Annotated in this window: 20 protein-coding genes; 17 read left to right on the forward strand and 3 right to left on the reverse strand. The window is 68.6% G+C overall.

The annotated features are described in order from the left end of the window. Positions 1–55 precede the first annotated feature (55 nt). From mreC to rodA, 4 genes are read left to right on the forward strand one after another with little or no spacing between them, the layout of a single operon-like run. Positions 56–925: a rod shape-determining protein MreC gene (gene mreC / locus LRS14_RS11955; RefSeq protein WP_310740821.1), complete on the forward strand. Its 870-nt coding sequence runs from the start codon at positions 56–58 to the stop codon at positions 923–925. Then, positions 922–1,443 carry a rod shape-determining protein MreD gene (gene mreD / locus LRS14_RS11960; protein WP_257799671.1) on the forward strand — a complete coding sequence of 174 codons (522 nt, stop codon included), beginning with the start codon at positions 922–924 and terminating at the stop codon, positions 1,441–1,443. Before mreC ends, mreD begins: the two co-directional genes overlap by 4 nt. After that, positions 1,440–3,536: a penicillin-binding protein 2 gene (gene mrdA / locus LRS14_RS11965; RefSeq protein WP_046112889.1), complete on the forward strand. Its 2,097-nt coding sequence runs from the start codon at positions 1,440–1,442 to the stop codon at positions 3,534–3,536. The genes mreD and mrdA overlap by 4 nt, the downstream gene beginning before the upstream one ends. Then, a complete protein-coding gene (gene rodA, locus LRS14_RS11970; RefSeq protein ID WP_046112890.1) occupies positions 3,533–4,687 on the forward strand; it encodes a rod shape-determining protein RodA in 1,155 nt (384 codons plus the stop codon). The genes mrdA and rodA overlap by 4 nt, the downstream gene beginning before the upstream one ends. Here rodA and LRS14_RS11975 read toward each other — a convergent pair. Next, positions 4,684–6,192 carry a sensor histidine kinase gene (locus LRS14_RS11975; protein WP_257799672.1) on the reverse strand — a complete coding sequence of 503 codons (1,509 nt, stop codon included), beginning with the start codon at positions 6,190–6,192 and terminating at the stop codon, positions 4,684–4,686. The two genes, rodA and LRS14_RS11975, sit on opposite strands and share 4 nt — an antisense overlap. 36 nt (positions 6,193–6,228) lie before the next feature. Next, the gene (locus LRS14_RS11980; protein WP_046113144.1) at positions 6,229–6,900 is read right to left on the reverse strand and encodes a response regulator transcription factor; all 672 of its coding nucleotides are present in this window, start codon (positions 6,898–6,900) and stop codon (positions 6,229–6,231) included. A 118-nt stretch (positions 6,901–7,018) separates the two neighbouring features. On the opposite strand from LRS14_RS11980, the gene recA reads away from it, so the two are divergent. The 13 genes from recA (at position 7,019) to LRS14_RS12050 (ending at position 21,810) form a co-directional block, all read left to right on the forward strand. Next, positions 7,019–8,083, forward strand: a complete 1,065-nt coding sequence (recA, locus tag LRS14_RS11985) for a recombinase RecA (RefSeq protein ID WP_046113143.1) — start codon at positions 7,019–7,021, stop codon at positions 8,081–8,083. 6 nt (positions 8,084–8,089) lie between these two features. Then, positions 8,090–8,626: a regulatory protein RecX gene (locus LRS14_RS11990; protein WP_257799673.1), complete on the forward strand. Its 537-nt coding sequence runs from the start codon at positions 8,090–8,092 to the stop codon at positions 8,624–8,626. Between the two features lie 331 nt (positions 8,627–8,957). After that, complete coding sequence (gene sucC / locus LRS14_RS11995) at positions 8,958–10,118, forward strand: ADP-forming succinate--CoA ligase subunit beta (RefSeq protein WP_046113141.1); 1,161 nt, start codon at positions 8,958–8,960, stop codon at positions 10,116–10,118. Between the two features lie 15 nt (positions 10,119–10,133). Further along, on the forward strand, positions 10,134–11,027 hold the full coding sequence (sucD, locus tag LRS14_RS12000) for a succinate--CoA ligase subunit alpha (protein WP_046113140.1): 894 nt from the start codon (positions 10,134–10,136) through the stop codon (positions 11,025–11,027). A gap of 104 nt (positions 11,028–11,131) precedes the next feature. Beyond that, positions 11,132–11,818 (forward strand): TerC family protein, encoded by a 687-nt coding sequence (locus LRS14_RS12005; RefSeq protein ID WP_257799674.1) that lies wholly within the window; start codon positions 11,132–11,134, stop codon positions 11,816–11,818. A 60-nt stretch (positions 11,819–11,878) separates the two neighbouring features. Then, positions 11,879–12,835: a serine/threonine-protein kinase gene (locus LRS14_RS12010; RefSeq protein WP_257799675.1), complete on the forward strand. Its 957-nt coding sequence runs from the start codon at positions 11,879–11,881 to the stop codon at positions 12,833–12,835. 84 nt (positions 12,836–12,919) lie between these two features. Next, positions 12,920–13,705: a Stp1/IreP family PP2C-type Ser/Thr phosphatase gene (locus LRS14_RS12015; protein ID WP_046113138.1), complete on the forward strand. Its 786-nt coding sequence runs from the start codon at positions 12,920–12,922 to the stop codon at positions 13,703–13,705. Between the two features lie 78 nt (positions 13,706–13,783). Beyond that, entirely contained in the window at positions 13,784–14,458 is a 675-nt protein-coding gene (locus LRS14_RS12020) for an FHA domain-containing protein (protein ID WP_046113137.1), read from the forward strand. A 37-nt stretch (positions 14,459–14,495) separates the two neighbouring features. Next, the gene (locus LRS14_RS12025; RefSeq protein WP_257799676.1) at positions 14,496–16,709 is read left to right on the forward strand and encodes a CHASE2 domain-containing protein; all 2,214 of its coding nucleotides are present in this window, start codon (positions 14,496–14,498) and stop codon (positions 16,707–16,709) included. A gap of 76 nt (positions 16,710–16,785) precedes the next feature. Further along, the gene (locus LRS14_RS12030) at positions 16,786–17,580 is read left to right on the forward strand and encodes an MBL fold metallo-hydrolase (RefSeq protein WP_046113135.1); all 795 of its coding nucleotides are present in this window, start codon (positions 16,786–16,788) and stop codon (positions 17,578–17,580) included. 184 nt (positions 17,581–17,764) lie between these two features. After that, positions 17,765–18,178 (forward strand): pilin, encoded by a 414-nt coding sequence (locus tag LRS14_RS12040; protein ID WP_310740822.1) that lies wholly within the window; start codon positions 17,765–17,767, stop codon positions 18,176–18,178. An 8-nt stretch (positions 18,179–18,186) separates the two neighbouring features. Next, positions 18,187–19,989 (forward strand): PglL family O-oligosaccharyltransferase, encoded by a 1,803-nt coding sequence (locus LRS14_RS12045; RefSeq protein ID WP_257799677.1) that lies wholly within the window; start codon positions 18,187–18,189, stop codon positions 19,987–19,989. Positions 19,990–20,370: 381 nt separating this feature from the next. Continuing rightward, on the forward strand, positions 20,371–21,810 hold the full coding sequence (locus tag LRS14_RS12050; protein WP_257799678.1) for a PglL family O-oligosaccharyltransferase: 1,440 nt from the start codon (positions 20,371–20,373) through the stop codon (positions 21,808–21,810). Here LRS14_RS12050 and moaC read toward each other — a convergent pair. Continuing rightward, the gene (gene moaC, locus LRS14_RS12055; protein ID WP_046113131.1) at positions 21,803–22,309 is read right to left on the reverse strand and encodes a cyclic pyranopterin monophosphate synthase MoaC; all 507 of its coding nucleotides are present in this window, start codon (positions 22,307–22,309) and stop codon (positions 21,803–21,805) included. The genes LRS14_RS12050 and moaC overlap by 8 nt on opposite strands. Positions 22,310–22,312 lie beyond the last annotated feature (3 nt).

The raw sequence follows: 22,312 nt of genomic DNA on the forward strand, positions 1-22,312 counted from the left end.
ACACCATGCAGTTGGGCACCCTCGACCGCACTCCCCGCCCTTCTTCCGCCAGGGCGTGTCGGCACTCACCAAGCTGCTGTTCTGCTCCGCGCTGGCCGTGTTCCTGATGGTGGCCGATGGGCGCTTCCAGCTCGTGGTCACCGCACGTGCGGTGCTGGCCACCGCGCTGCTGCCGGTGGAGCGCGCACTGATGGTGCCGCGCGAGATCCTGCTCGGCGGCCGCGACTACCTGGAAGGCATCAGCCAGGCCCGTGCGGCCGAGGACGCGGCCCGGGTGCAGATGGTTCGCCAGGCCGAGCGCGTGGCGCAGGTGGACCTGCTGGAACGCGAGAACCAACGCCTGCGCGCGCTGCTGGAGCTGCGGCCCGCGGTGACGGTCCGCTCGCTGGCGGCCGAGGTGCTGTACGAGGCGGCCGACCCCTTCTCGCGCAAGGTGTTCATCGACCGCGGCGAGCGCCATGGCGTGGTGGCCGCATCGCCGGTGGTCAATGAATCGGGCGTGATGGGCCAGGTGACACGCGTGTACCCGCTGACCGCCGAAGTGACGCTGCTGACCGACAAGGACGCCGCCATCCCGGTGTTGAACACCCGCACCCAGCAGCGCAGCGCCGCCTTCGGCGGGCCCGGCCAGGGCGCCGCGCTGGAGCTGCGCTACATGGCCGCCAACTCCGACGTGAAGGTGGGCGACGTGCTCACCACCTCGGGCGTGGACGGCGTGTACCCGTCAGGCCTGCCGGTGGCCACCGTGGCCGCGGTGGAACGCCAGGCGGATGCAGGATTCGCCCGCATCACGCTGCAACCTTCGGCGCCGCTGGACGGCGTGCGCCATGTGCTGGTGCTGGAGCCGCTGAGCACCCAATTGCCGCCGCCCCCGCCGCCGGAGCCGGAAGCCAAGGTCGACCCCCGGAGCAAGCGCAAGCCATGATCATGCCGCGCGGGTCGGACCAGCTGCTGCTGCCGGCCAATCCCTTCTTCGTCTGGTTCACGCTGCTGTTCGCGCTGGTGTTCAACCTGCTGCCGTTCGGCCGTGAACCGGCGGTGCCCGACCTGCTGGCCCTGGTGCTGGTGTTCTGGAACGTGCACCAGCCGCGCCGGGTGGGCGTGGGCGCCGCCTTCGTGTTCGGCCTGCTGATGGACGTGCACGAGGCCGCGCTGCTCGGACAGCACGCGCTCGCCTACACGCTGCTGTCGTTCTTCGCCATCACCATCCACCGCCGGCTGCGCTGGTTCAGCCTTCCGGCGCAGGCGCTGCATGTGCTGCCGCTGTTCGCCGCCGCGCATGCGGTGTCCACCATCGTGCGGCTGGCCGCCGGCGGCATGCTGCCGGGCTGGCAGATCCTCTGGGCGCCGGTGATCGAGTCGGCCTTGTGGCTGCCGGCAACGTGGCTGCTGCTGGCGCCGCAGCGCCGCGCGCCCGATCCGGATCAGAATCGACCGCTGTGACCGAGATCAAGAACCTCGAACGCGAGATGAGCCGCTTCCGCGGCCGTCTGCTGGCTGCGGCCGTCTTCGTGCTGTTCGGCTTCGGGCTGATCGCCGCGCGCATGGTGCACCTGCAGGTGGTGCGCCACGAAGAGCTGGCGACGCGGGCCGAGGCCAACCGCATCGCCGTGCTGCCGGTGGTGCCCAACCGCGGGCTCATCGTCGACCGCAACGGCGTGGTGCTGGCCACCAACTATTCGGCCTACACGCTGGAGATCACGCCTTCCAAGGTGCACGACCTGGAAGCCACCATCGATTCGCTGGCGAAGCTGGTGGACATCCAGCCGCGCGATCGCCGCCGCTTCAAGCGGCTGATGGAGGAAAGCAAGAGCTTCGAGTCGCTGCCCATCCGCACCAAGCTCGACGACGCCGAGGTGGCGCGCTTCATGGCGCAGCGCTTCCGCTACCCCGGCGTGGACGTGCGCGCCCGGCTGTTCCGCAACTATCCGCTGGGCGAAGTGGGTGCGCATGTGGTGGGCTACATCGGCCGCATCAACCAGACCGAGAAGAAGGCGATGGAGGACTGGGACGAGGATGTCCAGGCCAACTACCGCGGCACCGAGGTCATCGGCAAGCTGGGCGTGGAGCAGAGCTACGAGCGCGAGCTGCACGGCCAGACGGGCTTCGAGGAGGTGGAGACCAGCGCCGGCGGCCGCGCCGTGCGCCGGTTGAAGAGCCATCCTTCCACGCCCGGCAACACCCTGGTGCTGTCGCTCGACATCAAGCTGCAGGCGCTGGTGGAACAGATGTTCGGCGACCGCCGCGGCGCGCTGGTGGCCATCGACCCGCGCAACGGCGAGGTGCTGGCGTTCGTCAGCAAGCCCACCTTCGACCCCAACCTGTTCGTCGACGGCATCGACTACGACAGCTGGAAGGAACTCAACGAGTCCATCGACCGGCCGCTGCTGAACCGTGCGCTGCGCGGCACGTACCCGCCGGGCTCGACCTTCAAGCCCTTCATGGCGCTGGCTGCGCTCAACAGCGGCAAGCGCAGCGGCGGCGCCGTGGTGCAGGACAACGGCAGCTTCGTCTTCGGCAACCACACCTTCCGCAGCCACGGCGACAAGGGCCTGGGGCCGGTGGACATGTACCGCTCCATCGTCAAGTCCAGCAACGTCTACTACTACTCGCTGGCCAACGAGATGGGCGTGGACCTGATGCACGAGCAGCTGTCGCCGCTGGGCTTCGGCCGCCGCACCGGCATCGACCTGGAAGGCGAAAGCGCCGGCCTGCTGCCTTCCACCGCCTGGAAGAAGCGGGCCTACAAGCGGCCCGAGCAGCAGCGCTGGTACTCGGGCGAGACCATCTCGCTGGGCATCGGCCAGGGCTACAACAACTTCACCATGCTACAGCTGGCCAGCGCCACGGCCACGCTGGTGGCCGGCGGCCAGCGCTTCCAGCCGCGGCTGGTGCGGGAGGTGGAGAACGTGGTCACGCACCAGAAGACACGCGTCTCCGGCGACGCGCTGGAACCGCTGGCCTACAAGCCGGAGCATGTGTCGCTGATTCTGCGTGCGCTGCACGGCGTGACGCAGGAGGGCACCTCCACGCCGGTGTTCGCCGGCGCGCCCTACAAGACCGGCGGCAAGACCGGCACCGCGCAGGCGGTGGGCGTGCGGGCCAACGAGAAGTACAACGCCGCCAAGCTCAGCGAGTACCAGCGCGACCACTCGGTGTACATGGCGTTCGCGCCGCTGGAAGCCCCGACCATCGCGCTGGCGGTGATCGTGGAGAACGCCGGCTGGGGCGCGGCTGCCGCGGCGCCGATCGCCCGCCGGGTGTTCGACTACGCGCTGCAGGGCCTGTGGCCCAACGACGAGGACATGGCCCTGACCCAGCAGGGCAAGTCCGGCGCCCCTTTCGGCACACCGCGCCAGGCGGCCGACGTGCCCTTGCCCGGCGGCACCGCCATGGCCGGCCTGCCCGGCGTGGCGCTGGACGTGGGCAGCGAGCGCGGTGCGCCGGCGCCGGTGCCCGCGGTGCCGCCTGCGCCGCCCGCCTCGGCAGCGCAGCAGGTGGCGCAGAGCGCGCCGCACAACCGGGCGACACGATGAGCGCGGTGATCGAACGCCCTTCGCTGTGGGTCCGCCTGCGGCCGCTGTTCATCGGCTACGACTACTGGCTGATCATCGGCATCCTGATGCTGGCCGGCGCTGGCCTGGTGGCCATGTATTCCGCCGGCTACGACCACGGCACCCGCTTCGTGGACCATGGCCGCAACATGCTGCTGGGCGCCGCGGTGCTGCTGGTGGTGGCGCAGGTGCCGCCGCAGCGGCTGATGATGCTGGCCGTGCCTATCTATGTGGTGGGCGTGGCGCTGCTGGTGGCCACGGCCATCTTTGGCGTCACCAAGAAGGGCGCCACCCGCTGGCTGGACGTGGGCGTGGTAGTGCAGCCCAGCGAGATCCTGAAGATCGGCATGCCGCTGATGATGGCCTGGTGGTTCCAGAAGCGCGAAGGCCAGCTGCGCGCGCTGGACTTCGCGGTGGGCGGGCTGATCCTGGCCGTGCCGGTGGGCCTGGTGATGAAGCAGCCCGACCTGGGCACCGCCATCCTCATCCTGGCCGGCGGGCTGTACGTGATGTTCTTTGCCGGCCTGAGCTGGAAGCTCATCCTGCCGGTCATCGTGCTCGGCGGCGTGGGCATCACCGCGCTGGTGTTGTCGGAAGACGCGATCTGCCAGCCCGACGTCGTGTGGCCGGTGCTGCGGGAGTACCAGAAGCATCGCGTGTGCACCCTGCTCGATCCCACGCAGGACCCGCTGGGCAAGGGCTTCCACATCATCCAGGGCATGATCGCCATCGGCTCCGGTGGCATCCACGGCAAGGGCTTCATGAACGGCACCCAGACGCACCTGGAGTTCATCCCCGAGCGCACCACCGACTTCATCTTCGCCGCCTTCAGCGAGGAGTTCGGCCTGGCCGGCGTGGCCGGTCTGCTGCTCGGCTTCACCTTCCTGCTGTTCCGCGGCCTGATGATCGCGGCCGAGGCGCCCACCGTCTTCGCCCGCCTGCTGGCCGGGGCGCTGTCGTTGTCCATCTTCACCTACTGCTTCGTGAACATGGGCATGGTCAGCGGCATCCTGCCGGTGGTGGGCGTGCCGCTGCCCTTCGTCAGCTATGGCGGCACCGCCATGGTCACCATGGGCCTCGGGCTGGGCATCCTCATGTCCATCGCCAAGAGCCGGCGGCTGATGCAGAGCTAGGCGGGCACGCCTGCGGGCGCGTCGGGTGCGGCGGCAGCCTGCGGCTCCGCCGGCGGGGCCACCGGAAAGCGCACCGTGAAGCGGGTGCCCGGCGGCGTGCTGCGCGGATGCGCATCCTCCACCGCCACCACCGCGCCATGCTGCTGCGCGATCTCGCGCACGATGGCCAGACCCAGCCCGGAGCCGTCCACGTTCGTGCCCAGCGCGCGGTAGAAGGCCTGGAACACCAGCTCGCGCTCCGCCTCCGGGATGCCCGGGCCGGTGTCCTCCACCTGCAGCACCACCACCTGGCCGAACGGATCGGCGACCACCCGCAGCGTCACCGCTCCGCCCGACGGCGTGTACTGCAACGCGTTGTCCACCAGGTTGCGCATCAGCTCACGCACCAGCACCGGCTGGCCCTTGATGCGCACGGTGGGGCCGGCGCTGTGGGCGTCGGGGCCTTCGTAGCCGAGGTCGATGCGCTTTTCCAGCGCGCGCGGCACGAAGTCCCGCACCGTCTCCACCGCCAGCCGCGGCAGGCTCACCTCCTGCATGCGGCGGGCCTGCTCCTTGTCCTCGGCCCGGGCCATGGCCAGCAGCTGGTTGACCATGTGCGCCGCGCGCTGGGTGGAACGGGCGATCTGCTGCAGCGAGCGCTTGACCGACTGCACGTCGCCGCCGCTCTCCAGCTCACGCTGCGCCAGCTCGGCCTGCATGCGCAGGCCGGCCAGCGGCGTCTTGAGCTGGTGCGCGGCGTCGGCCAGGAAATGCTTCTGCGCGCCGATGGACACGTCCAGCCGGCCCAGCAGGTCGTTGATCGATCGCACCAGCGGTGCCACCTCGTCGGGCGCGTCCCGCTCCTCGATGGGCGACAGGTCATGGCTCTCGCGTTCACGGATGCGCCGCTGCAGCGCATTCAGCGGTGCCAGCCCACGCGCCAGCGCCAGCCACACCAGCAGCACCGCCACCGGCAGGATGACGAACTGCGGCAGGATCACGCCACGGAAGATCTCGGTGGCCAGCCGGGAGCGCTTGTCCAGCGTCTGCGCGACCTGCACCAGCGGCACCGAGTCCTTCGGCGCCTGCGGATCGGCCAGCCACATGTAGGCGATGCGCACCGGCTCGGTGGCCACGAAGTCATCGCGGAAGCGCAACTCGCCCGGCACGGCCCGCTCCTCGTCGGGCACGGGCAGGTCGCGGTCGCCCGCCAGGAACTCGCCCCGCAGGCCCAGCACCTGGAAGAACACCTGGTCGGCATCGTCGCTGCGCAGGATCTGCGCAGCCGCTTCCGGGATGCGCACCTTCACCTGCGGCGCCACGAACTCGCTGGATTCGACCGACACCCGCTGTGCCACGGTGCGCGCCAGCTCGCCCAGTTCGCGGTCATACGGCCGGTTCGCGATGCCCTGCGCCACCAGCCAGGTGAGCGCCACGCTGATCGGCCACAGCAGCAGCAGCGGCGCCAGCATCCAGTCGAGGATCTCGCCGAACAGCGAACGCTGCTCGCGCTGGGCTCCGGGCATGCGGTCGCTCGCCTCCGTCCGGACGCCGCGGGCCGATCAGCCCGGGATCTTCTCGAGGCAGTAGCCCAGCCCGCGCACGGTGGCGATGCGCACGGGGCCCTGCTCGATCTTCTTGCGCAGCCGGTGGATGTACACCTCGATGGCGTTGTTGCTCACCTCTTCGCCCCACTCGCACAGGCGTTCCACCAGTTGGTCCTTGCTCACCAGCCGGCCCGCACGCTGCAGCAGCACCTCCAGCAGCGACAACTCGCGCGCGGACAGGTCCACCATCTGGTCGTTCAGGTAGGCCACGCGGCCCGTCGCATCGAAGCTGAGCGGCCCGTGCTTGATCACGGTCGAGGCCGATCCGAGCCCACGGCGCGTGAGCGCACGCACCCGGGCCTCCAGTTCCGCCAACGAGAACGGCTTGGCCATGTAGTCGTCGGCGCCCAGGTCGAGGCCCTTCACACGCTGCTCCACGCTGTCGGCCGCGGTGAGGATCAGCACCGGCACGCTGGAGCCGCGGGCGCGCAGCCGCCGCAGCACCTCCAGGCCATGCAGCTTGGGCAGGCCCAGGTCCAGGATCAGCAGGTCGAACTCATGCGCCGCCAATGCGGCGTCGGCCTCGGTGCCGCTGCCGACCTGGTCCACTGCATAACCCGTGTTGCGCAGCGTCCGGATCAATCCATCGGCCAGCACCTGATCGTCCTCGGCTATCAAAATGCGCACGATGTCGTCTCCTGATCCACTGATTTTAGGGAGTCGGAATCCCTGTCGGCAGTGCGTTCCCGATACTGTACGGATATCCAGCTTCAGGTATCATTGCGCCCATTCTCCGGAGAACGCCATGGACGCACCCGTGAAAGCCCTGAACACTGAAAAAGCCAAAGCCCTGCAGGCTGCGCTCTCGCAAATCGAGAAGCAGTTCGGCAAGGGTTCCATCATGCGCCTGGGTGACGGCGAAGTGGTGGAAGACATCCAGGTGGTGTCCACCGGCTCCCTTGGCCTGGACATCGCGCTGGGCGTCGGCGGCCTGCCCCGTGGCCGCGTGGTCGAAATCTACGGCCCCGAATCGTCGGGCAAAACCACGCTCACGCTGCAAGTCATCGCTGAAATGCAGAAGCTTGGCGGCGTTTGCGCCTTCATCGACGCCGAACACGCCCTGGATGCCCAATACGCCCAGAAGCTTGGCGTCAATCTGCAGGACCTGCTGATTTCCCAGCCCGACACCGGCGAACAGGCGCTGGAAATCGTGGACGCGCTGGTGCGTTCCGGCTCCATCGATCTCATCGTCGTCGACTCGGTGGCCGCGCTCACGCCCAAGGCTGAACTGGAAGGCGAAATGGGCGATTCCCTGCCCGGCCTGCAGGCCCGCCTGATGAGCCAGGCACTGCGCAAGCTCACCGGCACGATCAAGAAGACCAACACCATGGTCATCTTCATCAACCAGATCCGCATGAAGATCGGCGTGATGTTCGGCAACCCCGAAACCACCACCGGCGGCAATGCGCTGAAGTTCTACGCGTCGGTTCGCCTGGACATCCGCCGCACCGGCAGCATCAAGAAGGGCGAGGAAGTCATCGGCAGCGAGACCAAGGTCAAGGTTGTCAAGAACAAGGTGTCCCCGCCTTTCAAGACGGCCGAGTTCGACATCCTTTATGGCGAAGGCATCAGCCGCGAAGGCGAGATCATCGACATGGGTGTGGAAGCGCGCATCCTCGACAAGTCCGGCGCCTGGTATGCCTACAACGGCGAAAAGATCGGCCAAGGCAAGGACAACGCCCGCGAGTTCCTTCGCGAAAACAAGGACGTCGCCACCGAGATCGAGAACAAGGTGCGCGAAGCGCTGGGCATTCCCCTGATGCCCGGCAAGGGCGCCGCGCCTGCCGCGGCTGGCAGCCCCGCCAAGTAAGCCCGCATGGCAGCGCCCGGCCGGCTTTCACTGAAAGCGCGGGCGCTCAAGCTCCTCGCGCAACGGGAGCACAGTCGTACCGAACTGCGCCGCAAGTTGCTGCCGCATGCCGTGGCCTTTTGCGAAGCGCAGCAGACGGCTGCCAACGATGCCGCAGCCCTGACCGGCGGGGCCAGCACCGCCTCCGCGGAAACGCCCCACCAGTGCCTGGACAAGTTGCTGGACTGGCTGGAGGCTCATCGGTATCTGAGCGAGGAGCGATTCGTGGAGAGCCGCGTGCACGCTCGCGCGTCCCGTTTCGGCAACATGCGCATCAAGCTGGAGCTGGCGCAGCATGGTCTGGCGGTGAATGCGGACACCGCCGCGCAGCTCAAGGCGAGCGAGCTGGAGCGCGCCCGTGCCTTGTGGCAACGGCGGTTCGGCGGCCCAGCCGAGGACGCCGCAGGGCGCGCCAAGCAGATGCGTTTCCTGGCCGGCCGAGGCTTCTCGGGCGAAACCATCCGCCGGGTGGTCAGCGGCGCCGGGGAAGACGACTGCGGGTAGCCGCAGGATTGCTGCAGCGCAAGATGCTACATTCCCGCGGTTTTTCCCAGCGGCGCACATGCGCCTGTCCGATGGCGGCCGCGGCCGCCGATCCGCCTGCAGTCGATGGCCTTGTTTCCGTTCCCCTTGCACCACCGCGCCGGCACGCCTGACGTACCTGCCGTGGCGGCTGCCATGGGTCCTGCCCCGGCCTCGGCATGCATGCGGCGTCAGCCCGCTGTCGGCAATTCGGCCGACAATTCCTCCTTTCCGCCCGTCGCGGGGCGCTGAAGGCGGCTCTGTCCACCTCCTCGCGCGCCGCTGTCCGCCCTCCCCTCCCCAAGACAAGCCTATGAAGATCCACGAGTACCAAGGCAAAGAAGTGCTGCGCCAGTTCGGCGTTCCGGTGCCCCGCGGCTACCCCGCGTTCACCGTGCAGGAAGCCGTCGAGGCTGCGCAAAAACTGGGCGGCAGCGTCTGGGTCGTCAAGGCGCAGATCCACGCCGGTGGCCGTGGCAAGGGCGGCGGCGTCAAGCTGGGCCGCTCGATGGACGACGTGAAGAAGCTGGCCGGCGAAATCCTCGGCATGCAGCTGATCACGCACCAGACCGGCCCCGAAGGCCAGAAGGTGCGCCGTCTCTACATCGAAGAAGGCGCGGACATCAAGAAGGAGTACTACGTCTCGCTGGTCACCGACCGCGCGACGCAGAAGGTGGCCATCATCGCCTCGAGCGAAGGCGGCATGGACATCGAGGAAGTGGCGCACTCCACCCCCGACAAGATCATCACCGACTACATCGACCCGCTGACCGGCCTGTCGGACGAGCAGGCGAAGAAGGTGGCCGCTGCCATCGGCCTGCCGGAAGGCTCGCATGCGCAGGCGATCACGCTGTTCCAGAACCTGTACCGCTGCTACATGGAGACGGACGCGTCGCTGGTCGAGATCAACCCGCTGAACTGCGACAGCAAGGGCAACCTGGTCGCGCTGGACGCCAAGTTCAACTTCGACTCGAACGCGCTGTTCCGCCACCCCGAGATCGTGGCCTACCGCGACCTGGATGAAGAAGATCCGGCCGAGATCGAAGCCAGCAAGTTCGACCTGGCCTACATCAGCCTGGACGGCAACATCGGCTGCCTGGTCAACGGCGCCGGCCTGGCGATGGCCACGATGGACACCATCAAGCTGTTCGGCGGCGAACCGGCCAACTTCCTCGACGTGGGCGGCGGCGCCACCGCCGAGAAGGTGACCGAGGCCTTCAAGATCATGCTGAAGAACCCGGAGGTCAAGGGCATCCTGGTGAACATCTTCGGCGGCATCATGAAGTGCGACACCATCGCCACGGGCGTGATCACCGCCTGCAAGGCCGTGAACCTGAACGTGCCGCTCGTCGTGCGCATGAAGGGCACGAACGAGGAAATCGGCAAGAAGCTGCTTGCAGAGTCCGGCCTGCCGATCATCAGCGCCGACACCATGGCCGAAGCCGCGACGAAGATCGTCGCCGCCGTGAAGTAAGCAGGGAGCAGATTCATGTCGATCTACATCAACAAAGACACCAAGGTCATCACCCAGGGCATCACCGGCAAGACGGGCCAGTTCCACACGCTCGGCTGCCAGGCCTATGCCAACGGCAAGAACGCCTTCGTGGCGGGCGTGAACCCGAAGAAGGCTGGAGAGAAGTTCGAAGGCATCCCCATCTACGCCAGCGTGAAGGAAGCGTCGGCCGAGACCGGCGCCACGGTCAGCGTGATCTACGTGCCGCCCGCGGGCGCGGCCGCTGCCATCTGGGAAGCCGTCGAGGCCGACCTGGACCTGGTGATCGCCATCACCGAAGGCATTCCGGTGCGCGACATGCTGGAAGTGCGCAACAAGATGAAGGCCAAGGAAGCGGCCGGCGGCAAGCGCACGCTGCTGCTGGGACCCAACTGCCCGGGCCTGATCACGCCGGACGAGATCAAGATCGGCATCATGCCGGGCCACATCCACCGCAAGGGCCGCATCGGCGTGGTGTCGCGCTCGGGCACGCTCACCTATGAAGCCGTGGCGCAGTTGACCGAGATCGGCCTGGGCCAATCGAGCGCGGTCGGCATCGGCGGCGACCCGATCAACGGCCTGAAGCACATCGACGTGATGAAGGCCTTCAACGACGATCCGGACACCGACGCGGTGATCATGATCGGCGAGATCGGCGGCCCCGACGAAGCCGAAGCCGCCCGCTGGTGCAAGGACAACATGAAGAAGCCGATCGTCGGCTTCATCGCGGGCGTCACCGCGCCTCCCGGCAAGCGCATGGGCCACGCCGGCGCGCTGATCTCGGGCGGCGCCGACACGGCCGACGCCAAGCTGGCGATCATGGAAGAGTGCGGCTTCACCGTCACGCGCAATCCGTCGGAGATGGGCAAGCTGCTCAAGGGCCTGCTCTAAGCCCTCGCCCACTGCTGCCTCCGGGCCCGGCGCTTCACAGGCGCCGGGCCTTTTTCATGGCTGCTGCATGGCTAAACTTTGCGCCAGCGTAGGCGGAGCAATTGATGGCCTTTCTCTCCCCCGAGTGGTTTTCGGCGCTGCTGTCCATCGTGCTGATCGACTTGATCCTGGCCGGTGACAACGCCATCGTCATCGCATTGGCCGCGCGCGGTTTGCCCACGCACCTGCAGCGCCGCGCCATCGTCTGGGGCACGGTCGGCGCCATCATCGTCCGCTCGATGATGACGATGGTGGTGGTGTGGCTGTTGCGAATCCCAGGGCTGATGCTCGTGGGCGGCCTGGGGCTGGTGTGGATCGCCTACAAGCTGCTGGTGCCCGGCGGCGAGGACGTCCATGGCACGGTTGGCGCCACCACGTTCCTGGGCGCGATGCGCACCATCATCATTGCCGATGCGCTGATGGGCGTGGACAACGTGCTGGGCGTGGCCGGCGCCGCCCACGGTGCCTTCGACCTGGTAGTGATCGGCCTGCTGATCAGCGTGCCCATCGTGGTGTGGGGCAGCAGCCTGGTACTGAAGCTCGTGGACCGCTTTCCGCTCATCAGCTACCTGGGCGCCGGGGTGCTGGCCTTCACGGCCGCCCGGATGATCGTGCACGAACCCTTGCTCCACACGCTGTTCGACCCGCACGCGGCCGCGCGCTGGGCGGTGTACGCAGTGACCATCGCCGGAGTGCTGGTGGCGGGGCGGCTTGCCGCCCGACGGCTGCAGGCCCGGACCGACGCGGGCTGAGGCCCTCCTTTTCGAACGATGGCCACCGCGGTGGCCATGCTAAGGTGCCCGCCAACCTGGATGGGCGACTTCTGGCAGGGCATGGCCGACACCGACACGCAGCAACACAGTGCGGCCGAAGGCCGTGGTCGCCTGCTGCGCCAGGACAGCGAATTCGACGGCTACCGCATTCACCGGCTGCTGGGGCGCGGCGCCATCGGCGCGGTGTACCTGGCCTCCAACCAGCGCGGCAAGCTGGTGGCGCTGAAGACCATCGACCTCGGCAGCCAGTTCGAACGCGACGAGCTGCCACTGGCGCGCGAGCGGCTGGTGGCCGAGGCCCAGGCCGCGGGCCGCCTGCGCCATCCGCATGTGGTGCGTGTATACCGCTGCGGCGAGGTACGCGGCACCGCCTACCTCGCCATGCAGCCGCTGCCCGGCTGCAACCTCGAGCGCTACACGAAGCGCACGCTGCTGCTGCCCGAGCCGCTGGCACTGCACATCGGCGCGGCGGTGGCCGAGGGACTGGCCCACGCGCATGCCCATGGCGTGATGCACCGGGACGTCAAGCCGGCCAACGTCATGGTGGACCTGCCGACACGCCGGGTGAAGATCACCGACTTCGGCCTTGCCCGCCTGACCGACGGCACCCGCACGCGCACGGGCCTGGTGCTGGGCACGCCTGCCTTCATGGCACCCGAGCTGCTGGCCGGCGCACCACCGCACCCGGGCAGCGACCTGTATGCCCTGGGTGTGCTGCTGTTCCAGCTGCTCACCGCAGCACTGCCCTACGAGGGTGAGTCGATGGGCACGCTGCTGCGGGCCATCGCCGGCGGGCCGCCACGCTCGCTGGCCGCGCTGCGGCCCGACCTGCCCGCCGAACTGCATGAGCTGGTACGTGCGCTGCTGGACAAGGGGCCACGCAGCCGGCCGGCCGACGGCATGGCGGTGGCAGCCGCGCTGCGGCGCCTTGCGTCGGAGTGCAGCAACGGCGCCGCAGTGCCACCGTTGAAGTCGTCACGGGTGGCCGGTGGGTGAGCCCGCCGGGGGTGGCGCCTGCGCCACGCCCAGTGACAAAAGAGCACAATCCACCGCACCCAGCCACCGCCACAGCGCGCCGAAATGCCTCTCGAGTTCTTCAGTGCCATCGATACCGGCCGCGCGCGCAGCAACAACGAAGACGCCGTCGCCCTGGATGAACAAGCCGGGCTGGCCGTGCTGGCCGATGGCATGGGCGGCTACAACGCCGGCGAGGTGGCCAGCGGCATGCTCACCTCCTTCATCCAGACCGAGCTGGGCCGCTGGCTGCACGAAGCCAATTCGCAGGCTTCGGACGCCGACGTGCGCCGCGCGATGGACATCTGCGTGGACAACGCCAACCGCGCCATCTTCAACGCTGCCAACGCCAATCCGCAGTACGCCGGCATGGGCACGACGCTGGTGCTGGCGGTGTTCCGCGAGGCGCGCCTGCTGCTGGGCCACGTGGGCGATTCGCGCGCCTATCGCCTGCGTGGCGGGCGTCTTTCGCAGCTCACGCGCGACCACTCGCTGCTGCAGGAGCAGCTGGACGCCGGCTTGATCACGCCGGAGCAGGCTGCCTACTCCGCCAACAAGAACCTGGTGACCCGCGCGGTGGGCGTGGAGGACACGGTGCTGCTGGAATCGCATGTACACGGCACCGAGCCCGGCGACCTCTACCTGATGTGCTCGGACGGCCTGTCGGACATGGTGCCCGACGCCCGCATCGCGCAGGTGCTGCTGGCCAACGAGTCGCTGGACGCGGCGGGCCGGGCGCTGATCGACACGGCCAATGAGGCAGGGGGAAAGGATAATATCGCCGTGATCCTGGTCCGCGTGCCGGATGGAGGCAACGGCGCCTCGCGACCCTGGTGGCGCTTCAAGCGTTAAGCCGCCCCGGGCTGCAATCACCCGATCAACACGCCGGCGGCGCGCCGCTGCGGGCAGACGTCAAACATAAGGTCAAGCATGGGCAAACTGGTCGTGTCGCTGGATGGCGTGGTCATCAAGGAAGTCCAGATCACGAAGGACAAGACCACCCTCGGCCGTCGCCCGTACAACGACATCGTCATCGACAACCTGGCGGTGAGCGGCGAGCATGCGGTGCTGCAGATGGTGGGGGCGGACGTCTTCATCGAAGACCTGAACAGCACCAACGGCACCTACATCAACGGCAAGGCAATCAAGAAGCAGCTGCTGGCGCACAACGACACCGTCGAAATCGGCAAGTACAAGATCAAGTACCTGGTCGAGGAAGGCAACGAGTACGAGAAGACGATGATCGTGCGCCAGGGCGCGGGTGGCCCGGCCGTCTCGCCTTCGTATGCGCAGACGGCGCCGGCGCCCGTGTCCAGCTTCGGCAACCTGGGGCCGGCCTCCAACGGCACGGCCTCCATCAAGGTGCTGAACGGCGCGGCCGCCGGACGCGAAGTCACGCTGACCAAGGTGGTCACCACCGTCGGCAAGCCGGGCGTGCAGGTGGCCTCCATCACCAAGCGGCCGGGCGGCTACGTGCTGGCCCATGTGGAAGGCAGTTCGCGCCCGACGGTGAATGGCGTGCCGCTGGTGGGCGATTCGGTGCCGCTGAAGAACGGCGACGTGATCGAGCTGGCCGGCACCCAGATGCAGTTCATCCAGGCGTGATGCCGCTGCGGCGCGCCTCGGCGCCGCGCCCGCTGCCATGAACCACCGCCACCGGACGAGCCTGGTGGCGCTGGTGTTCTGGGCCACCTTGCTGATGCTGGGCATCGGCCATGCACTGCGGCTGATGCCGCTGCCACTGATCGAACGCCTGGACCAGGCGCTGGCCGATACCCGCACCCGCTGGACCGCGCCGGCCGATGTGCCGGCCCGGCTGGCGCTCATCGACATCGACGAGGCCAGCCTGGCCGAACTGGGCCGCTGGCCCTGGCCCCGCGACCGCCTGGCCCGCCTCGCCGACGAACTGTTCGACCGCCAGCGGGTGGCCGCCGCGGCCTTCGACCTGGTGCTGGCCGAGCCCGACCGCGGCGGCCTGCCGGCGCTGGAGGCCCTGGCGCGCGACAACCCCGCCCTCGCGGGCCAGCTGCCCGTGCTGCGCCGCCATCTGGACCACGACGCCGTGCTGGCGCAAGCGCTGCGGGGCCGACCGGCGGTGCTGGGCCACTACTTCACCGCCGACCGCGACGGCGCGCGCAACGGCGTGTTGCCGCCGCCCCTCGCTTCGCCGTTGCCGCAGCCGCTGCCGGCCGGCCTGCCGCGCTGGACCGGCCATGCTGCCAGCGTCGAGCCGCTTTTCCGTGCGGCCACCACCGGTGGCTTCATCAATGCGTTGCCTGACGACGACGGCCTGCTGCGCTCCACGCTGCTGGTGGCGGCCTATGCGGCCGACGGCACGCCGCGGCTGTATGAATCGCTGGCGCTGGCCACCTGGCGACTGGCGGCGGGCCTGCCGCCGCCGGTGCTGCAGAGCGCGTCTCCGCCCAGCGGACCGGTGCTCACCGCGTTGCAGATCGGCAGCCTGCGGCAGCCGGTGGATGAGCGCGGCGGCGTGCTCGTGCCCTTCCGGCGCGCGGCCGGCCCGGCATCGGGCGCCTTTGAGCGGCACAGCGCCGCCCGGGTGCTGGCCGGCGCCCTGCCGCCCGGCGCGCTGGCCGGCTATCGCGTGATCGTGGGCACCAGCGTGCCGGCGCTGGGCGACCTGCGGGCCACGCCAGTGCATCCGGCCCATCCGGGCTTCGAGATCCATGCCGCGGTGATTGCCGGGCTGGACGCCGGTCGCCTGCCGGTCCGCCCCGACTGGGCACCCGGATTCGAGGTGGTGCAGCTGCTGGCCCTGGCGCTGCTGCTGGGCACGGCGTTGCTGCGGCTGTCCGCCACCGGCTCGGCCCTCAGCTGCGCGGCCGCGCTGGCTGCGCTGCTCGCGGTGCACCAGTACGCCTGGCAGGTCGAGGGGCTGGCGCTCCCGCTGGCCTCGGCACTCACCATGCTGTTCCTCGGCTTTGCCGCGGTGATGGCCTGGGGCTACATCGTGGAAGGCCGCTCGCGGCGCACGCTGATGCGGCTGTTCGGCAGCTACGTGCCGCGCGAACTGGTGCGGCGCATGGCGCGCGACCCGCGCCGATACGCCGGCGCGGCACTGCTGGCCGAGAACCGCGAGCTGACGCTGCTGTTCTGCGACCTGCGCGGCTTCACCACGCTGTCGGAGCACCTGGAACCGCTGGCGCTGCGCGAGCTGCTCAACCAGTTTTTCTCGCGAATGACGGCAGTGATCCATGCGCACGGCGGCACGCTGGACAAGTTCATCGGTGACGCGCTGATGGCCTTCTGGGGCGCCCCGTTGCCCGAGCCGCGGCATGCAGCGCAGGCGGTGCGCGCGGCGCTGGCCATGCAGCAGGCGCTGCAGTCGCTCAATGCGGAGCTGCAGGCGCGCGGCCAGCCCACGCTGTCGCTGGGCATCGGGCTGCACACCGGCATCGCCTGCGTGGGCGACATGGGCTCCGACCTGCGCCGCGCCTACACCGCGCTGGGCGACAGCGTGAACCTGGCCTCGCGCATCGAAGGCCTGACCCGGCGCTACGGCGTCGACCTGCTGGTCAGCGCCGCGACGCGCAGCGCAGCCAATGCCACCGATGGCGCGGTGATGGAATCGCTCCCATGGGTGGAAGTGGGGGATGTGCAGGTCAAAGGACGCTCGCAACCCGTGACACTTTTCACGCTCGATGTGCCGCCCCCGCCACCGGACGCGGCGCGGCAGGCGCAACTGCGCAATTGGCAGCTTGCGCTGGCTGCGGCGCGCTCGCAACATTGGGACGAAGCCGACGCGCGGTTGCTTGCCCTGGGTGCCTCCGTTCGCGAAGGCGACTTGCTGTGGCACCTGCAGCAGGCGCTCGCCCAAGACCTTCGCCACCGTTGACCGACCGCCCGGCTTTCCGGCGTCCCGGCCAGCCCATCCGCCCCGCCTGCTTCGCAGCCTTGCCGCTTTTTGCCTCATGAAGATCCGTGTCCTCGGCTGCTCCGGGTCGATTGCCGCCGGCAGCCGAACCACCTCCTTCCTGCTCGACGACGACGTGCTGATCGATGCCGGCACCGGCGTGGGCGACCTCACGCTGGAGGAGCTGGCCGGCATCGACCACGTGCTGGTGAGCCACAGCCACCTGGACCACGTGCTGTCCATTGCGCTGCTGGCCGACAGCGTGATGCGTCGGCGCACTGCCGGCGGGCGGGGGCCGATCCAGGTGCATGCGCTGCCCGCCACGCTGCAGGCGCTGCGCGACCATGTGTTCAACGGCGTGATCTGGCCCGATTTCACCCGGCTGCCCAGCGCCGAGCGGCCCATCCTGGCCTTCGTGCCCTTCGAGGCGGGTGAGGTGCTGGCCTTCGGCGGCCGGCGGATCGAGGTGCTGCCGGCCGAGCACACGGTGCCGGCCGTGGGCTTCGCGGTGCTCAAGGCCGCGCCGCAGCAGGGCGCCCGCTGGGTGTTCACCGGGGACACCGGCCCCAACCCGCGCCTGTGGCAGCGGCTGCGCGGCTGGACCGTAGACCACCTGGTCATCGAGACGGCATTCGGCGACGACGAACGCACGCTGGCCGACCTGAGCGCGCACCTCTGCCCAGACAGCCTGGGCCGTGAGCTGGCACAGCTGGGGGGCAGCGTGCAGGTGCACGTCACGCACATCAAGCCTGGCGAGGTGGCGTCGGTGATGGCGCAGGTGCAGGCGCTGGGCAGCGGCCACCGCATCGGCGCCCTGGCCACCGGGCAGCGGATCGAGCTGGGAACTGACTGACGTTTTGCGTCACCCCGTGCCGCTTTGCGGCGTGCACGGGTGACAAGAAGCGTCAGGCGATGTGAGGAACCGCACGCTTGGAGCCCGGCACGGGCCACAAACGGGCTGGGCACGCAGGGTGCAAACAGTCGTCCCGACAGCGAGCACTCGAGTCACCCGCCCATTTCCCCGAAGGAGCAATTTCATGAAGCGTGTTCAACAAGGTTTCACCCTCATCGAACTGATGATCGTCGTGGCGATCATCGGCATTCTGGCTGCCGTGGCGCTGCCGGCTTATCAGGATTACACCAAGCGCGCCAAGGTGTCCGAAGTGATGTTGGCAGCATCCTCTGCCAAGAACAACATCGCCGAGTTCGTCAACACCAACTCGGCGATCCCCGGCGCCTCGTTCGAGATCGCTTCGCAGACCTCCAAGTACGTTGCCAGCGTCACCTGGAACGGCACCCTGATCACCGCCACGGCCCAAGGCTTCGGCGATTCCGCCATCGACGGCAGCACCATCACCCTCACGCCCGCACTGGCGAACAGTAATTCGCAAGTGAACTGGACCTGCGGCGGCACGATCCCCGCGAAGTTCCGTCCGTCAAGCTGCAAGTAATCGACGTCATGCGTCTGCCAGAGGAGTTCTCGGAAGAGAACTCCTCTTTTTCATTGGCGCGCATGATTCGCCCATCCGTTCGATCGAACAACGTCATTGACGTCCTGCTGCTCACGCTGCTGGTGTTGCCTTGGTGGCTACCGCTGTCGGACGGACAGCTGTGGATAAGCTTTCCGCGGGAGGCGCTTGCTGCGGGCTCCTTCGCATGCTTGGGCATGGTGGCACTGGCGACGCTCCCTCGAACGTTCGTCTGGCCGACGGCCAGTCATGTGCTGGCAGCGGTGGCAGTCGTCCCGCTCGTGCAAGGCGCCGTTGGGCTGATCGAGTACCGAGGAGATGCGGTGCTGGCCGCGCTGTACGTGCTCGGTGCCGCAGCGCTGTACGCCGTTGGCGCCAACGACCGCAGGTACGGCGGACGGCTCAGCTCCACCTTGCTGAACGCCCTGCTGGTGGCTGCATGCGGCTCGGCCGTGCTAGGCATACTGCAATGGGTTGGTCTGGCATTGCCTGACCTGTGGTTTGCAGCAGCAAGCGGTGGCAGGTCGGCAGCCAACCTTGGGCAGCCGAACCTGCTGGCGACTTTGTTGGTATGGGGCCTCATCGGCATCTGGCGCCTGTACCTGCCGCACCAAGCAAAAACGGCTTCAGCGTTGCCAGGCACGATGGCCTTCACCGGCGCAGCACTATTGCTGCTGGGAATCGCCACGACGCAGTCACGAGCGGGCGCGATGAGCGTGATCCTGCTCGCAGTCTTCCTGGCGATGCCGAGGTGGCGGGAGAAGACTGCGGCAAGGACCCGCCATGTCTTCTGGTGCATGGTGCTCGCATTCCTGGTCTCGTTGCTCAGTTGGGAGTGGATCTCTTTGTGGATCACCTCCACACCGGTGGCGGCGCTCGATGAGCGTGCAACACCCGGTACCCGGCCCTTGCATTGGCGACTGGTGTGGGACGCTGTTTCCCGGCGACCATGGGGAGGGTGGGGGTGGTCGCAAGTGTCGTCCGCGCAATGGGCTCTCGCGAACAGCCACCCAACCAGCGGCGAGATACTGCAATACAGCCATGACCTGGTGTTGGATCTGCTGCTTTGGAACGGTCTGCCCCTGGGCGCCCTCTTGTCAGCCGGGCTTTTGTGGTGGCTGGTCCGCCAAACCAAGCGGGCCACCACCGTGGACGCCCTTGCAGCGATCGGCACCGTTGCCGCCGTGCTTCTGCATTCGATGCTGGAGTTCCCACATGCCTACCTCCACTTCCTCTGGGCCGGCGCACTGATCGCAGGTTTCTGTGAGCAACCAGACGAGGAGCCGAAGGCAAGGCCGACGCGCGCATCCGCCGGCTGGTTCGCGCTCTTGTTGGTGACGGTGGCGCTTGTCCTTGCCTTCGTTGCCATACTTCGAGACATGACGGTGCTGCAACCGGCATGGCAAGCACAGCGATTCTTCGCCGCACGCATCGGGTCTGCCACATCCCCTCCGCAGGTGCCCTCCGTCTGGCTGCTGGATCAGCTGCACGCACGCGTTGTCGCTGAACAGGTGACGCCGAGCACTCAGATGCCCGCAGCCGATCTGCAGTCGCTGCAGACAGTGGCCAGTCGCTACCCATCAGCATCGGTCCTGTTCCGCCTGGCTCAGAGCCAGGCCCTCACGGGCGATCAAGCAGCTGCGCACCAGACTCTTCGCCATTTGTGCCAGGTGCACGCAGAGGACATCTGCAAGGCAGCACAGGACGCCTGGCGAGAAGGGGAACGTGAGCAGCCAAAGATGAGGGCCGTCGTTGTCCCGGCTGTCCCGCCGGTCCAGCAAGCCCGGCGCTGAGCACCCGACGCATCCACTCTTCTACCTGCGCCGGCGGCGCCATGGCCGCTGGCGCGAGGCTGACAGAATCCGATGGTGAAGAGCTCAACCTCCCTGCTTGGTCTTTCCTCGTTGTCCTGGTTTGTCGGCGTGGCGGTCCCGGTCCTGCTGGCATTCAATCAGCCGCCGTCCTCCACCTTCTACAACCAGGCGGCAGCGGTCGTGCTGTTCGGCGTCGTGTTGGTGGCATTGGGCGCGAAGGGACCGTCGGGGCCCCAAGGCTGGAGGCTGGGACCGGTAGCTCCTCTCCTGGGCGCCATGGCGCTGTGCATCGTCGCGGCCTTCATGTCCGGGTGGTCCCGGTCCTTGCCACCCACGCTCTCCCTGGGCGCAACGCTGACCTTGGCTGCAGCAGCCCTGCTGGTGGCGGCTGCTGGTGCTGCACGCAATCGCTCCACCCATGCCGCCTTCTTCGCCGCCTGGCTCCTCGCCGGCACCCTCAGCGCCGCCATCGGCATCGTCCAGGTCTTCTTCCCCCAACTGGCCGATGGTGACTTCATCGCGCGCAGCGGGCTGCTGGGCCGGGCGGTGGGCAACCTTCGGCAGCCGAATCACCTCAGCAGCCTGCTGCTGTGGTCGGCCATCGCGGTGGTGCCTTTGCTCGATGCGCGGCGACTGCCGCGGGTGGCCGCGGTGGTGTTGATGGCCTTGATGGTCGTCGGCATCACCCTGTCGGGCTCGCGCACGGGGCTGGTGGGCATGGCGGTACTCACGCTGTGGGGACTGCTGGACCGGCGGCTGCAGCGGCCGGCGCGCGGGCTGCTGCTGTCGGTGCCGCTGCTCTTCGCCGCCAGCTGGGCGCTGATGACCTTCTGGGCCGGGCAGACGGCCGGCACCTTTGGCGCCGCGCTGCACATGGCCGCTGGCGGCGACATCTCCAGCAGCCGCTTTGGCATCTGGCGCGACACGCTGGCCCTCATCCGCATGCACCCGTGGACGGGCGTGGGTTGGGGCGAGTTCAATTTCGCCTGGACGTTGACGCCCTTCCCGCAGCGCCCCGTGGCCTTCTTCGACCACACGCACAACCTGCCGTTGCACTTGGCGGTTGAACTGGGCCTGCCCCTGGCGGCGGTGGTGCTGGCGCTGCTCGCCTGGGCCCTGTACCTGGCCTGGCAGCGCAGCCGCCAGGTGCCCGGCACCGAAGGCACCGCCGTGCGCGCCGCCTTCATGATGGTGCTGATGATGGCGCTGCACAGCCAGTTGGAGTACCCGCTGTGGTACCTCTACTTCCTGCTGCCCACCGCCGGGGCCTGGGGTGTGTGCCTGGGCGCCGGGCCTGCTGCCGCCCTGCGCGACCGAAGCGACGACCGCGGCACCGGGCCCGCGCCGGCCACGCTGCTGCTGCGCGCCGCCGGCCTGCTGATGGTGGTGGTCGGCCTGGCCGCGATCGCCGATTACCGCCGCGTGGTGGTGATCTACGCACCGCCGGCCAACGCCACGCCGCTGTCGCAGCGCATCGCGGAAGGTCAGGGCGCCTGGCTGTTCGGCCACCAGGCCGACTATGCCGCGGCCACCACCACCGACCGCCCCGGCACGGCGATGCCCGCGCTCAAGCGCGCCGCGCACAACCTGCTGGACACCCGGCTGATGATCGCGTGGGCCCGTGCTTATGCCGAGCAGGGCGACCTGGAGCGCGCCCGTCACCTGGCAGACCGGCTGCGGGAGTTCCGCAATCCCAATGCCGCGGAATTCTTCGCCGAGTGCGACGACGCCTCGCGCAGCCCGCGGCCGTTCCAGTGCACACCGGCCTCGCAGCCGATGGACTGGCGCGACTTCAGGTAGCGCTCTCGGGCGCCACCCAATCGCCGGACTGGCCGCCGTGCTTCTCCAGCACGCGCACGCCGTCGATCACCATGCCGCGGTCCGCGGCCTTGAGCATGTCGTACACGGTGAGCAGGCCCACCTGCACCGCCGTCAGCGCTTCCATCTCCACGCCGGTGCGGCCATGCGTTTCCACCTGCGCGGTGCAGCGCACGCTGCTGCTGGCGGCGTCGGCCTCGAACTCCACGGCGACGCGGGTGATGGGCAACGGGTGGCACAAGGGCACCAGGTCGGCAGTGCGCTTGGCGCCCTGGATGGCGGCGATGCGCGCGACGCCGATGACATCGCCCTTCTTGGCGGTGCCGCCGGACAGCAGCGCGAAGGTGGCCGGCTGCATGCGGATGAGGCCGGTGGCGCGCGCGATGCGATGCGTGGGCTGCTTGCCGCCGACGTCCACCATGTGGGCCTGGCCCTGGGCATCGAAGTGGGTCAGCGCGGGGGAATCAGCGGGTGAGGGCATTGC

It is taken from the genome of Aquincola sp. J276, assembly GCF_024700035.1.
Taxonomy (GTDB): Bacteria; Pseudomonadota; Gammaproteobacteria; order Burkholderiales; family Burkholderiaceae_C; genus Aquincola; species Aquincola tertiaricarbonis.